The organism is Paraburkholderia sp. D15 (assembly GCF_029910215.1).
Lineage (GTDB): Bacteria > Pseudomonadota > Gammaproteobacteria > Burkholderiales > Burkholderiaceae > Paraburkholderia.
This window is the reverse complement of the sequence record NZ_CP110395.1, coordinates 2683123-2696847: the sequence shown is the minus strand read 5'-3', so window position 1 is coordinate 2696847 and position 13725 is coordinate 2683123. Positions and strand designations below refer to the sequence as shown.

At 61.0% G+C, this 13725-nt stretch carries 13 protein-coding genes; 10 read left to right on the top strand and 3 right to left on the bottom strand.

The features are described from left to right. Nucleotides 1-173 precede the first annotated feature (173 nt). Both LFL96_RS11540 and LFL96_RS11535 read left to right on the top strand, forming a co-directional pair. Entirely contained in the window at nucleotides 174-617 is a 444-nt protein-coding gene (locus LFL96_RS11540; protein ID WP_280995380.1) for an NfeD family protein, read from the top strand. A gap of 136 nt (nucleotides 618-753) precedes the next feature. Beyond that, a complete protein-coding gene (locus tag LFL96_RS11535) occupies nucleotides 754-1689 on the top strand; it encodes an SPFH domain-containing protein (RefSeq protein WP_280995379.1) in 936 nt (311 codons plus the stop codon). 190 nt (nucleotides 1690-1879) lie between these two features. On the opposite strand, the gene smpB is transcribed toward LFL96_RS11535, so the two are convergent. Next, the gene (gene smpB, locus LFL96_RS11530) at nucleotides 1880-2320 is read right to left on the bottom strand and encodes an SsrA-binding protein SmpB (protein WP_280995378.1); all 441 of its coding nucleotides are present in this window, start codon (nucleotides 2318-2320) and stop codon (nucleotides 1880-1882) included. A gap of 101 nt (nucleotides 2321-2421) precedes the next feature. Between smpB and LFL96_RS11525 the strand changes: the two genes are divergently transcribed. Together LFL96_RS11525 and LFL96_RS11520 are read left to right on the top strand one after the other, a co-directional pair. Continuing rightward, a complete protein-coding gene (locus LFL96_RS11525) occupies nucleotides 2422-2859 on the top strand; it encodes a type II toxin-antitoxin system RatA family toxin (RefSeq protein WP_280995377.1) in 438 nt (145 codons plus the stop codon). Further along, nucleotides 2856-3206 (top strand): RnfH family protein, encoded by a 351-nt coding sequence (locus LFL96_RS11520; protein ID WP_280995376.1) that lies wholly within the window; start codon nucleotides 2856-2858, stop codon nucleotides 3204-3206. The genes LFL96_RS11525 and LFL96_RS11520 overlap by 4 nt, the downstream gene beginning before the upstream one ends. 14 nt (nucleotides 3207-3220) lie before the next feature. Here the strand turns inward: LFL96_RS11520 and LFL96_RS11515 are convergent, their stop codons facing one another. Next, the gene (locus LFL96_RS11515; RefSeq protein WP_280995375.1) at nucleotides 3221-4198 is read right to left on the bottom strand and encodes a DMT family transporter; all 978 of its coding nucleotides are present in this window, start codon (nucleotides 4196-4198) and stop codon (nucleotides 3221-3223) included. A gap of 292 nt (nucleotides 4199-4490) precedes the next feature. Here LFL96_RS11515 and guaB point away from each other — a divergent pair, with 292 nt between their 5' ends. From guaB to LFL96_RS11485, 6 genes are all read left to right on the top strand, one after another. Then, nucleotides 4491-5951, top strand: coding sequence for an IMP dehydrogenase (gene guaB / locus LFL96_RS11510; RefSeq protein WP_280995374.1), 1461 nt, complete (start codon nucleotides 4491-4493; stop codon nucleotides 5949-5951). Between the two features lie 6 nt (nucleotides 5952-5957). Further along, on the top strand, nucleotides 5958-6755 hold the full coding sequence (locus LFL96_RS11505) for a hypothetical protein (protein WP_280995373.1): 798 nt from the start codon (nucleotides 5958-5960) through the stop codon (nucleotides 6753-6755). 138 nt (nucleotides 6756-6893) lie between these two features. After that, complete coding sequence (gene guaA / locus LFL96_RS11500) at nucleotides 6894-8477, top strand: glutamine-hydrolyzing GMP synthase (RefSeq protein WP_280995372.1); 1584 nt, start codon at nucleotides 6894-6896, stop codon at nucleotides 8475-8477. A gap of 340 nt (nucleotides 8478-8817) precedes the next feature. After that, on the top strand, nucleotides 8818-10080 hold the full coding sequence (locus LFL96_RS11495; RefSeq protein ID WP_280995371.1) for a tyrosine-type recombinase/integrase: 1263 nt from the start codon (nucleotides 8818-8820) through the stop codon (nucleotides 10078-10080). A 480-nt stretch (nucleotides 10081-10560) separates the two neighbouring features. Further along, nucleotides 10561-11655, top strand: a complete 1095-nt coding sequence (locus LFL96_RS11490; protein WP_280995370.1) for a DUF6516 family protein — start codon at nucleotides 10561-10563, stop codon at nucleotides 11653-11655. A 101-nt stretch (nucleotides 11656-11756) separates the two neighbouring features. Beyond that, on the top strand, nucleotides 11757-12785 hold the full coding sequence (locus tag LFL96_RS11485) for a hypothetical protein (RefSeq protein ID WP_280995369.1): 1029 nt from the start codon (nucleotides 11757-11759) through the stop codon (nucleotides 12783-12785). Nucleotides 12786-12975: 190 nt separating this feature from the next. On the opposite strand, the gene qatD is transcribed toward LFL96_RS11485, so the two are convergent. Further along, nucleotides 12976-13725 carry a Qat anti-phage system TatD family nuclease QatD gene (gene qatD / locus LFL96_RS11480; protein ID WP_280995368.1) on the bottom strand — a complete coding sequence of 250 codons (750 nt, stop codon included), beginning with the start codon at nucleotides 13723-13725 and terminating at the stop codon, nucleotides 12976-12978.

Below are 13725 nucleotides of genomic sequence, written 5' to 3'. Positions count from 1 at the left end.
ATAAGCGCGTACCGCATGCCGCTTCTTAAGCGGCATGCATAACGTGACGCGGGGGGGCGCGGATCGCTGTGCCAAATGTGTGTCCAGGCGTGTCGCAACCCCCGTTCGATGCACCAGCTTCGTGCTATAAACACCCCGGTAGATCCGGGGTGTTTTGCTTTGTGGAGGTCAATGTGGCGCCAGGTGGACTGTTCTGGTGGATCGGTGCGGGCGTGCTTGTCGTGCTGGAGTTGATGAGCGGCACGTTCTATCTGCTGATGATCGCGTTGGGTTTCGCCGCGGCGGCGCTCGCACACATTGCCGGTGCGCCTGCTTCCGTGCAATTCGTGGTGGCGGCCGTGGTCGCGCTGGCCGCGGTGCTGCTGCTGCGCCGCTCGCGTTTCGGCCGCCGGGCGCGCAAGGACGCGTCGCGCAATCCGGACGTCAACCTTGATATCGGCCAGACCTTGACCGTCGACGCGTGGCAGGCGCGTCGCGCTCGCGCAAACTATCGCGGCGCCGCGTGGGACGTCGAGCTTGCGCCCGGCGAGCCGGAAGACGCGCATCTTTATGAAATCACCGCGCTGAACGGCAGTTGTCTGGTGGTGATCGCCAGCAGGCGGACGGTGGACGCCTGAACGCGCCGCGCGTTCTCGATCCGACGGGCGGCCCCGGCCGGCGTTGAGGGCCGGGAGCGAGACCGCCGGGACCCATTCCCGCACCCAACCCAACCCATTTTCACGCAACCAATCGAGTACGGACCGGAGAACAACAATGGATGTATCGACTATCGTCGGGGTAGTACTGCTGATCATCGTCATCGTGACTGCCGCGCAGACGCTCAAGATCGTCCCGCAGCAACACGCGTGGGTGCTCGAACGGCTCGGCCGCTATCACCGCACGCTGACGCCGGGCCTAAGCTTCGCGGTGCCGTTCGTCGACCGGATCGCGTACAAGCACATCCTCAAGGAAATCCCGCTGGAAGTGCCGAGCCAGGTATGTATCACGCGCGACAACACGCAGTTGCAGGTGGACGGCGTGCTGTATTTTCAGGTCACGGATCCGATGAAGGCGTCGTACGGATCAAGCAATTTTGTGTTCGCGATCACGCAGTTGTCGCAGACCACGCTGCGCTCGGTGATCGGCAAGCTCGAACTCGACAAGACGTTCGAGGAGCGCGATTTCATCAATCACAGCATCGTGTCGTCGCTGGATGAAGCGGCGTCGAACTGGGGTGTGAAGGTGCTGCGCTACGAAATCAAGGATTTGACGCCGCCGAAGGAAATCCTCCACGCGATGCAGGCGCAGATCACCGCCGAGCGCGAAAAGCGCGCGCTGATCGCGGCGTCCGAAGGGCGTAAGCAGGAGCAGATCAATATCGCGTCGGGCGGACGCGAGGCGGCGATCCAGAAGTCCGAGGGCGAGCGTCAGGCGGCGATCAATCAGGCGCAAGGGCAGGCGGCGGCGATTCTGGCCGTGGCCGAGGCGAACTCGCAGGCGATCCAGAAAATCGCGGCGGCGATCCAGTCGAACGGCGGGATGGAAGCGGTGAACCTGAAGGTGGCCGAACAGTACGTGAACGCGTTCGGCAACCTGGCCAGGCAGGGCACCACGCTGATCGTGCCGGGGAATCTGTCGGATATGAGTTCGATGATCGCGTCGGCGTTGACGATCGTGAACAAGGGCAAAGGCGTGCCTGAAGGGCGTTGACGTGAGGCCGGCCCGCGCCGGCACTCGCGTCGGCTTTCTCCGTTCCATGCATCTGAACGAAAAATGGCCCGCTTCCAAAGCGGGCCATTTTTTTGTTCAAGCGTGTGCGCGTAACGCGTAATGGGGCGACCGGGGCGCGCCGCGCGGCAAATGCGCGCATTCGCTCACATTGAAATTGAACGGCGCGATGCTACGAGCGCATCAAGCGCGCCTTTTCGCGCTCCCAATCGCGCTTCTTCTCGCTTTCGCGCTTGTCGTGCAGTTTCTTGCCCTTGGCGAGACCGATCTCGCATTTGACGCGGCCGCCCTTGTAGTGGAAGTTCAGCGGCACGAGCGTATAGCCGCGTTGCTCGACCTTGCCGATCAGTTTGCTGATCTGCTCGGCGTGCAGCAGCAGCTTGCGCGTGCGGACCGGGTCGGGATTGATGTGGGTCGAGGCTTCGGGCAGCGGGCTGATGTGCGTGCCGATCAGGAACAGTTCGTTGTTTTTGATCACGACGTAACCTTCCTTGATCTGGCCGCGCCCGGCGCGCAGCGCCTTGACCTCCCATCCTTCGAGCACGAGCCCTGCTTCATAGCGTTCTTCGACCGAATAGTCGTAGAAGGCTTTTCTGTTGTCGATAATGCTCATGAATGGAAAGTGCCCAACTCGTTTAAAATCACGATTTTAGCAAAGCGGGGCCAGGAAAGCCCGCCGCGCTTCGTCCACCCTTGCCGCGCGCTGTTCAATTTATGGCAGATGTCCAGAAAACCGTGTTGATCCGTCATTCGGCGGAACAGATGTTCGACCTCGTCACCGACGTCGCCGATTACCCCAATTTCCTGCCGTGGTGCGGAGGCGTCGAAATCCGCCGGCAGGACGAGAACGGCATGGAAGCGAAGATCGACATCAATTTCAAGGGCATCAAGCAGCACTTCGCCACGCGCAACAGCATGGAGCGGCCCACCCGCATCGACATGGAATTCGCGGACGGCCCGTTCCGCAAGTTCACCGGCTTCTGGCGCTTCACGCCGCTGCGCGCGGACGCCTGCAAGATCGAATTCGCGCTGCACTACGAATTCACCAACATCATTCTCGAGAAGATCATCGGGCCGGTGTTCAACCATATTGCGAACACCTTCGTCGAATCGTTCGTGAAGCGCGCCGATCAGCGCTACGGCAAGGCATGAGCGCGCGTCTGTCGGTCGAAGTGTGTTACGCGACGGCGGACGAGCAGGCACTCGTCGTCGTCGAACTGCCCGAAGGCGCCACGTTGCAGCAGGCGCTGGACGCGAGCGGCATCCTGCAACGCTTTCCGCGTATCGATCTGGCTACGCAGAAGGTCGGCGTGTTCGGCAAGGTGAAGACGCTCGATACGGTGCTTGCCGATCATGACCGCGTCGAGATTTACCGGCCGCTGCTGGTCGATCCGAAGCTGTCGCGGCAACGGCGCGTGGAGAAAACCCGGAAGGCGGGTTCGATCGAAGGGCGGCGCTGGCAGAACCGGGATTCGCGCCAGGCTCCGGGTTCGGCTTAGGCGCTGCGCCCGTCCTAAGGCGCGGACGCCTGCGCCTTCTTGCCCAGCGGCGCCGCGCCGGACGAATCGTCGTCCGCATGCTGGCGCACCGACCAGCACACGCCCGCCACCAGCAGCAGAATCGCCGCGATCTCCAGCGGACGCGGCAGCCGCTGGTCGTAGATAAATCCGTACAGCAGCGCGAACAGCGTCTCGAACACGATCATCTGGCCGGACAGCGTCAACGGCAGTCGCTTCGACGCGGCGTTCCACAGTCCGTTGCCGAGCCACGACGCGCCGATCGCGACCGCCAGATTCAGCATCCAGAACGTATGCCAGCGGGCGTCGGCCAGTTCGCCTTGCGGGCTGCCCGGCGGCAGCAGTGCGATGATCAGCCACATGGCCGCGCCGAGCGCGCCGGTCACCACTCCCCACAACAATGACCACTCGTTGCCGCTGAAATGCGTCTGACGCTGCAGATAGCGGGCGTTCTCGACCGCGAACCAGGTCCAGCAGGCCAGCGCGCCGATTGCGCAGGCGAGGCCGGCCAGCTTCGTCGCGATGCTCGACGGCGTGCCGTCGGCGAGAGTGAAGACGTCCACGTTGATGCAGACAATGCCGGCCATCACCATCGCGAGCGGCCAGGCGAGGCGCGCGAGCGGTACGGCGCCATGATCGCGCCGGCCGAGTAGGGTGACCGTGACGGGCAGTACGCCGACGATCAGCGACGCCGGCGCGATCCCGATCAGATGCACGGCGGCCGTCAGCAGCAGGTAGTAGAGCAGGTTGCCGGCCAGCGCGAGTTTCACCAGCGCGGCAAGATCCTCCCGCGACAGGCGTTTGACGAGCGAGCGCGCCATCGGCAGCGCGGCGGCCAGCGAGACGATGCCGTACATCGTGTAGCGGCCGGCGCTCAGCAGCAGCGGCGAAAAGTCGGGCAGCATGCGCGGCACCAGAAAAACCATGCCCCATAGGGCGCCGGCCAGAACTCCATATGCCACACCGCGCTGCATGAACTGCCCCTGCAAGAAAACTGGAATGGTCGGGAGAATAGCGGCTCGCGACGGCGGGCGTCTTGTTCGATTCTGCATTCGAGCGCGGATTTCAGCCTCGTCGCTCGCCCAGTGCCGATTTGCGCCCGAACGCGCAAACGAAACCGGATCGAACCCGAGCCGAACGGAATAGCGAAATCGGCGCGCCCGAAGTCACGAAAAAAATCGCTGGAAATTCGCTAAGCTGCTGTTCGTGCAGTGAAAAGCGGGGAGGTATCGCGTATAATTCGCTTTTGCGCCTATAGGATTTGCCATGCGTCTGATCCAAACAGCACTCACGTTCGATGACGTGCTCCTCGTCCCGGCCTTCTCCGATGTTCTGCCGCGCGACACCAGCCTCAAGACCCGGCTGACCCGCAACATCTCCCTGAATATGCCGCTCGTGTCCGCCGCCATGGACACCGTCACCGAAGCCCGTCTCGCGATCGCGATGGCGCAAATGGGTGGCGTGGGCATCATCCACAAGAACCTCACGCCGGCCGAGCAGGCGCGTGAAGTTGCCAAGGTCAAGCGTTTCGAATCGGGCGTGGTGCGCGATCCGATCACGGTGCCGCCGCAAATGAAGGTGCGCGACGTCATCGCGCTGTCGCGCCAGCATGGCATTTCGGGTTTCCCGGTCGTCGAAGGCGCTCAGCTGATCGGTATCGTCACGAACCGCGATCTGCGTTTCGAGGAACGTCTGGACGAGCCGGTGCGCAGCATCATGACGCCGCGCGAGCGCCTCGTCACCGTCAAGGAAGGCACGCCGCTCGCGGAAGCCAAGGCGCTGATGCATAGCCACCGCCTCGAACGCGTGCTGGTCATCAACGACGCGTTCGAACTGCGCGGCCTGATGACCGTGAAGGACATCACCAAGCAGACCGAACACCCGGACGCGTGCAAGGACGAACACGGCAAGCTGCGCGCGGGCGCGGCGGTCGGCGTCGGCGCGGACAACGAAGAGCGCGTCGAACTGCTGGTGCAGGCGGGCGTCGACGTGATCGTCGTCGATACCGCGCACGGTCATAGCAAGGGCGTGCTGGAGCGCGTCAAGTGGGTCAAGCAGAACTTCCCGCAGGTCGAGGTGATCGGCGGCAACATCGCCACCGCCGCGGCGGCCCGTGCGCTCGTCGAATACGGCGCGGACGGCGTGAAGGTCGGCATCGGCCCGGGTTCGATCTGCACGACGCGGATCGTCGCCGGTGTCGGCGTGCCGCAGGTCACGGCCATCTCGAACGTCTCCGAAGCGCTGAAAGGTACCGGCGTACCGGCGATCGCCGACGGCGGCGTGCGTTTCTCGGGCGACGTCAGCAAGGCGCTGGCCGCCGGCGCGAACGCGGTGATGATGGGCAGCATGTTCGCCGGCACGGAAGAAGCGCCGGGCGACGTGTTCCTGTATCAAGGCCGCCAGTACAAGTCGTACCGTGGCATGGGCTCGGTCGGCGCGATGAAGGACGGCGCCGCGGACCGCTACTTCCAGGACAACTCGGCGAATATCGACAAGCTGGTGCCGGAAGGCATCGAAGGCCGTGTCGCGTACAAGGGTTCGGTCAACGCGATCCTGTTCCAGTTGATCGGCGGCGTGCGCGCCAGCATGGGTTACTGCGGTTGCCGCACGATCGAGGAAATGAACGAGAAAGCCGAGTTCGTCCAGATCACCGGCGCGGGCTTGCGCGAGTCGCACGTGCATGACGTGCAAATCACCAAGGAAGCGCCCAACTACCACGTGGACTAAACGCCAATGAAGCCATTGCTGCGCGCTGTACTGATCCTCGATGCCTTGTTGCTACTCGCGTTCGGCCTGCTGTTCCTGCTGACGCCCTGGACTTCGTTGTACAACGCGCTGCTTCTGGTGCAAACCCAGCCCGCTCTTGTCGGGCAAGGGTTTGGCGTGGCGCTGATCGGGCTGGCGTGGCTGGCGCTGCACGCATCGATCGACGGGGCGCTGACCGCGACGGTCGCCAAGGTGGTCGGCCATGTGAACTGGCTGACCGGCGTGCTGATGCTGGTCTGGCTGCTCGGTTTGCATACGCCGGCGCTGACCGGTTTCGGTCAGATCGCCGCGGTGCTGACGGGTGTGGTGCTGCTGGTGATCGGTTTGGGCGGCGTGCGTCTGTCGGGCGCGGTGCGGCGGCGCGAGCGGGTGCGGTTTGCCGAAGCTGCCGCGGCCGAGCGTACGCAGCAAGCCGAACGCAAGGCGGCTAAACAGGCCGGGAAGCAAGCTGAAAAGCAGGCTGAAAAGCAAGCTGAAAAGCAGGCCGCCAGGGATGCCGCGAAGGACCCCATCGACCGGCGCGAGCCGGGCCGTGTGACGGCGGGCTTTCCGGTGTACCACGCGGAACCGGTGGTGGCGCCTGTCGTGCCGGCGACGCCGGCTACGAGGCCGTTGCAACCGGCCGTCGACGAAGCCTCTCTCACGCCTGCTGAACGGGCAGAGAGGGCAGCGCGCGCAGAAGCCGCAGCCGCCACAACTCGCGACGAAGCCCGCGATGCCGCAGCCGATGCGGCCGGCAATCCTCGGCCGCCGTTTCATGGCTGACCCGCGCCGCGCTACCTCGTTCATTGCGCTCATCGCCTTTGGTCCGCACGCGCCCCGTCGCGTAGACCGTTTTGAATCCAACGCCGCGCTTCCAGCGCGGCGATTTTTATCCGCTTACTTTTGACTCCGTCCGCTGCCATGCACGACAAGATCCTGATCCTCGACTTCGGTTCGCAAGTCACCCAACTGATTGCACGTCGCGTTCGCGAAGCCAACGTGTACTCGGAAATCCATCCGTACGACGTCGACGCGTCGTTCATTCGCGACTTCGCGCCGAAGGGCGTGATCCTGTCCGGCGGCCCGAGCTCGGTCACCGAAACGGATACGCCGCGCGTGCCGCAGGCCGTGTTCGAACTCGGCGTGCCGGTGCTCGGCATCTGCTACGGCATGCAGGCCATGGCCGAGCAGCTGGGCGGCAAGGTCGACAACGGCCATCTGCGCGAATTCGGTTACGCCGAAGTGCGTGCGCGTAATCACACGAGCCTGCTCGAAGACATCAGCGACTTCACCACGCCGGAAGGTCACGGCATGCTGAAGGTGTGGATGAGCCACGGCGACAAGGTGCTTGAAATGCCGCCGGGCTTCGCGTTGATGGCATCGACGGAATCGTGCCCGATCGCGGCGATGGCCGACGAGAAGCGCCATTTCTACGGTCTGCAATGGCACCCGGAAGTCACGCACACGGTGCAGGGCCGCGCAATGCTCGAACGCTTCGTGCTGAAGATCTGCGGCGCGCAACCCGATTGGGAAATGGGCCACTACATCGACGAAGCAGTCGCGAAGATTCGCGAGCAGGTCGGCAAGGAGCACGTGATCCTGGGGCTGTCGGGCGGCGTGGATTCGTCGGTGGCGGCGGCGCTGCTGCATCGCGCGATCGGCGATCAACTGACCTGCGTGTTCGTCGATCATGGTCTGCTGCGCCTGAACGAAGCCGAGCAGGTGATGGCGACGTTCGCCGATCACCTCGGCGTGAAGGTGATTCACGTCGACGCGAGCGAGGTGTTCCTGCGCAAGCTGGCCGGTGTGACCGATCCGGAAGCGAAGCGCAAGATCATCGGCGCGGAATTCGTCGAAGTGTTCCAGACGGAAGCCGGCAAGCTGACGGACGCGAAGTGGCTCGCGCAAGGCACGATCTATCCGGACGTGATCGAATCGGCGGGCAAGGGCAAGAAGGCGACGCAGACCATCAAGAGCCATCACAACGTCGGCGGCTTGCCGGAGACGTTGAACCTGAAGCTGCTCGAGCCGCTGCGCGAACTGTTCAAGGACGAAGTGCGCGAACTTGGCGTGAAGCTCGGTTTGCCGCCGGCCATGGTGTATCGCCATCCGTTCCCGGGCCCGGGTCTGGGCGTGCGGATTCTTGGCGAAGTGAAGCGCGATTTCGCGGACCTGCTGCGTCGCGCGGATGCGATTTTCATCGAGACGCTGCGTACGTTCATCGACAAGGAAACCGGCAAGTCGTGGTACGACCTGACGAGCCAGGCGTTCGCGGTGTTTCTGCCGGTGAAGAGCGTGGGCGTGATGGGCGATGGCCGGACTTACGAGTATGTGGTCGCGCTGCGTGCGGTGCAGACGCTGGACTTCATGACCGCGCATTGGGCGCATCTGCCGCATGAGCTGCTGGGGCATGTGTCGAATCGCATCATCAATGAAGTGCGGGGGATTAACCGGGTGGTGTATGACATTTCGGGGAAGCCGCCGGCAACGATCGAGTGGGAGTAGGCGGTAAAAAATTCCCAATAAAATCAATGGCTTGCGATGTTTGATGTAGAGGTTTCTTTGTTGATCGTTTCGTTGTAAGTCATTGATATAGAAGAAAAATTTTTGAAGATTCCGGAAACAGCCGGGCCGTTGTGTGCCGCAAAATGACGGTATGGCGGACGGTATGGCGGACGGTATGCGCCGAATGCACGATTGCGACTCGATAATTTACCGGCAGCGCGATTCGGCCGCGACGGTAAAATTCTTTCCAAAAAGCTAGGCGTGGTGCGGTTTTGCGGGCACATCGAGGGCTCGTGGTTGGTGACGGTAAAAGGTGTACCAACCACGAGGACGAGAAACGATGCTCACCGAATTTGCACTCCGCAACCTTAAGCCCCGCACAGCCCCGTACAAGATCGCCGACCGCGACGGCATGTATGTCACAGTATCTCCGGCGGGCACCATTTCCTTTCGATACGACTACCGCATTAACGGGCGGCGAGAAACACTGACAATCGGTCGCTATGGTCGAAGCGGCATCTCGCTGGCGTTAGCAAGGGAAAAGCTGCTAGACGCTCGTCGTGCCGTCCGTGAGGGCAAGTCGCCGGCCGTGGAGAAACAGCGGGAAAAGCAGCGGCGCGCTGTGGCGAAGACCTTCGGTGAATGGGCTGCTAGCTGGCTTGACGGAGCCAAAATGGCGGACACGACGCGGTCCGTGCGCAGGAGCATCGTCGTGCGCGATATCCTGCCGGCCTTCAAGGAGAGGCTTCTTTCCGAGGTCACTGCTGACGATCTGCGGGCGCTCTGCATGCGGGTCAAGGAGCGTGGTGCGCCGGCAACCGCAGTTCATCTTCGCGATATCGTTAAGCAGATATATGCGTATGCGAATCTGCACGGCGAGAAGATCGAGAATCCGGCTGACGAAGTTGGCGTCGCGTCGATCGCCACGTTTGTGCCTAAGGACCGGGTCCTCTCGCCGTTGGAAATTCGGCTCATGCATCGACAGTTGGAACAGGTGGCGACGTACCCGACGATCCGGCTCGCCTTGCGTCTCATTTTGCTGACGATGGTGCGTAAGAGCGAATTGATCGAGGCAACGTGGGATGAGGTCGATTTCGAAGCTGCGGTGTGGACCATACCGAAGTCCCGGATGAAAGCGCGGCGCGCCCACAACGTATATTTGTCCCGCCAGTCGATCGACATCATGGTGGCGCTGCATACCTGCGCGGCAGGTTCCCGATATGTGTTGCCTTCCCGCTATGCCGCGGATCGATGCATGTCCAAGGCGACATTAAATCGGGTTACGCAGCTCGTTGCCGAACGGGCAAAAGCGGCTGGACTACCCTTGGAGCCATTCACCGTCCATGATTTGAGGCGTACGGGCTCAACGCTGCTTAACGAAGCGGGTTTCAATGGCGACTGGATCGAAAAGTCGCTGGCACACGGAGGAGATGGGAGATCTTCGCGAGCGGTGTACAACAAGGCCGAGTATGCCGCACAGCGTCGGCATATGCTCCAGGAGTGGGCGGACATGGTCGATGCATGGGTACAGGGAGGCGGGCATCGGCCGAATCTAATGCCTTCAGATATAGCTATGCCAGCGATCGTCGCCCGCGTGTTGTGAGGTTAGGCGCCTTGCCGATGATGCTCCAGTAGATTGCGGAATTGTCGGCGCGTGTTCAACAGCAGGATTGAGCTTCGTTCTTGGGAGCGATATGCGCGCGCCCAAGGACTAAACTCGGGCGGGCCATTGTGAACCGCATTCGTCAGGTCCGTTCGGAACTACGTACTAGCCCTGCGCACATACCGGATGCCGTCGTGCTCGCTAGTGGAAATGACGCCGCACGCGATGGCGTCCGTGATGACCGAGAGCCAATGATGCTGGTCGGCCTGGAAATGACTGAATTGATATGCCCACTATGCATTCCGGTTACAGTTGCATGTCGCGGCCGAGCTTTTCTCGCCTGCATGGCGGGGACCTGCGCTTCGGCAGTTGTCGTAGGGGTTTATGACGAATGGAAATACGCAGGCTCACGACCACTCCTAAAGTTCGTGCATTCGATGTCGCTAGCATAAGTATCATGAGTTCGTGAGAATCTTGTAGATGATCGATTTTGACGATTATTTTCAGTTTGGGCTTTCCCATAAGCTTAGCGGACGGCATCTCGACAAATGGGTGACCGTGTATTCGCCGCAAATAAACGACAACGCTCGTTTTGTACGGCTTCGTCTGGATACTGTGGAGCAGCTTCAATCCATGATTGATGAATCGGATGACACCTTTGTCTTAGTCGACAATCCTCCGATATTTTGCTGCTGCTACGACATCAACGAAATGTGTCCGGTGCCTCGCATTTACCATTTCACGCCGGGCGGCAGCCTAGCTGAATTCGCATCCGTTGCATCCCGGCTGGAGAGGCACGGATTCCGGTCGAAGAACATGTTGGGTGAGCATGAGTTTCTGGAGCGGGTTGGTGCGCGGTCAGCGGCAGAGCGGATCCGTTCTTACAAAGAGGCCCATCAAAAGTCACGCCATCTGGCCACCGCGAAAGCGTTTGCAGAAGGGCGCCGGCAGAATACTTTTGTCACGCAAACCGCACTTTGGCGAACGGATGGATGCCTCCTTTGTGGCGCCGCAGATGTTGCGTTGATCACCACGACATGGGGCAGCCAGACTGGGGAATCTATGCAGCTCCTTCTCTGTCAGCCGCACGCAACGGAGGCATTCCAGGCGGACTCAGTGCTGAATTATCTGGCTGCGTGGTGTGGCTCACCCCGCAGACTGGCGTTGCAGCCGCTCGATCTGTCTACTGATAAGGCTTACTTTTCCGAGACCATTGAGCTGGTCGATCAGGAACTGGATTGCAAGGTCAAAAAAATAAAAGATATCGAAAGGGAAATCACCGGGATCCGGCGGGTATCCGGATTTACTGTGATACTCAGGATTCACAGTACCGTTAAACGTGGATATTCCTACATGGTGAATCTTCCTAATGGCACCCAGGTCGCACGAATCGATGACGCACCTGACCATCACGACGTCAACTTCTTTCCCGACCATCGCCATACCGGTCTTCCGGTAGAGAACAAGAGCGCGGAACCCAGTTTTTCAACGGGACACGCCAGAATTGATCTGCCCGGCATCAAAGCAGAAATAGAAAGAGTTGAGGAAAAGTATAAGGTTCACTGGGTTAGATAGGGATATGTTGTCCCTATGGAATCTACTACGGGACGGCGATTCGAGGTCATTCTCTGCCAGAGGGAGACCAGCGGAACAGACCAAAAATCCATGACATGGTTATGCATATGCGTTTGCCAGTGAAAAGACGTCGCAAGTTCTCCGGTGTACAGCTCTTTTCAGTACTGACGTTTATGATTTTCTTGCTGTCCGCTGCGGGATGTCTTTGGTGGGCGCAGTCCAGCATACTGGACACCCACGGAAGAGATGCTTGCAATGCGACGTCGCCGCCGGGAAGCAGCGGGCGCATCTATCTAGGCATCGAAGGTGGATCGGGCGGAAAATTCCAGATGACGGGTGAGGTGTACGTTCCAGTCTTGTTGTGGCCCAAAGGCGTACCCGGGTCGCAGAGAGGCCAGATTGATCTGCCCGACATGTCCGACGATGGAGAGGTTCACGTTCCGTGGCTGCCTCTGTCCGTCTCGACCCCGGTGAAAACAGAGTTTGAGGGAACCGAGGTCTACCAGATGGAACTCGAAGCGAGCCCGGTGGGCAACGGCACGCTTAGGGCGTATCCGTTCGACCGGTACTGGGTCGGTATCCAGTCGGCACGACTGGTTCTGCCCCTGCCACCACAATCGATGCAGCCCGCGCCGAACATTCCGCTGGAACTCCATGTGAGGTTCGAGGGCGAGCCGGGTTGGGACGCGCATAGGAAGATTGGCGCGGACGAACCGTTTCACGAAGGTTTCGACGGTACGGATGGATCAGATGAGGAATCACCTCGTGCTCGCTCATGCGGAATCGTGATCAGCCGGAGCCCGTGGTATATCGGTCTGATGGCTGCGCTGCTTGCCGTCCTGGGCGTCGTCCCCTGTCTTTACGTTTGGCGCCGGACGACAGAGGCGGCGGGACTCGAACTGATTGCCGCAATGGTTGGCATGGCAACCATACGAACTTATCTGATCGGGCCATCGTCGTCTGTTGCGGGTCTGCTGCCCTTCGATGTTGTATTGGGGGCGTTTATATTTGCGGTAGCCTTCATTCCGTTCTGGAGACCCGAGGCTGGTGACGAAAAGCAGGAGCGGCGCCTGAACATCGACATTGGTCGCGACGGCGGGGACGATCGCGACGACGACGCGGGCTATTGACTGCTGATTGATTGGAGGTTAACGGTGTGGTCAGTTATGCTGTGACAACAGATGTTGCATTTGGATCAGCGTGCCGACATCGAGTGCCTGCACGAATTGGCCGGCAATCACGATATCGGAGGCAATCCGCTAAGTGTGTTGGAGAATACTCCAGCGAACGTAGAGTCCGCTCGCAGCGTGCCACCTCCAGCTATCCGAGCAATGCTCGTAGGTTGTCGCGAATGAGGCTTGCCACGTCGCTCGCAGTTAGCCGATGCAAACGCCCCAGCTCCTCGACGACGCCTGCTACATCGGTCGGCAGTGAAGGTCTGTCGCCGGTGCGAGTGAAAGGGCCATCGGTTTCCGTCAGCATCCGATCCAAGGGGATAGCCTGCACCATCGGTGCGTGCCTCTCATTGCCCAGCATTCCCGCGTTGATGGAGAAGTAGCAGCCCAACTCCAACGCGCGCTTCGCCTCGCTCTTTGTTCCCGTGAACCAGTGGAGAACGATTTTTCCGCGCTCGGGTGGTAGATTCGCTTCGACGAGATCGAGTACCGCCTTGGCCGATCGGATGCTGTGGACCGTAATGATCTTGTCGCCGGCCTGCGCGCAACGCTGGAGCACGTGTTGGAAGACACGCTTCTGCGCATCGAGCGACTTGAAGAAGCGGGGGCCGGCGTCCAATCCGACTTCGCCGACATAGCGCGTCTCCGCAAGATGCCGATCCCACAGCTCAATCTCGCTTTCACGCTCCGCGACCAGTTGGGGGTGCAGCCCCAGCGCTGCTCGAACATGCTTTGTGCGCTGCGCGAGTTCGTGATTGCGGGGCCACGCGCGAGGTGTCGTCGTTACGGCCAGCGTGAACACGCCGGACGCCTCCGCATCATGGACCGCCGCCGCATGGTCCGGGTAGAGATCAAGATGGCAGTGGAAGTCCACGAGGCCCGCAGTGGCGATCAT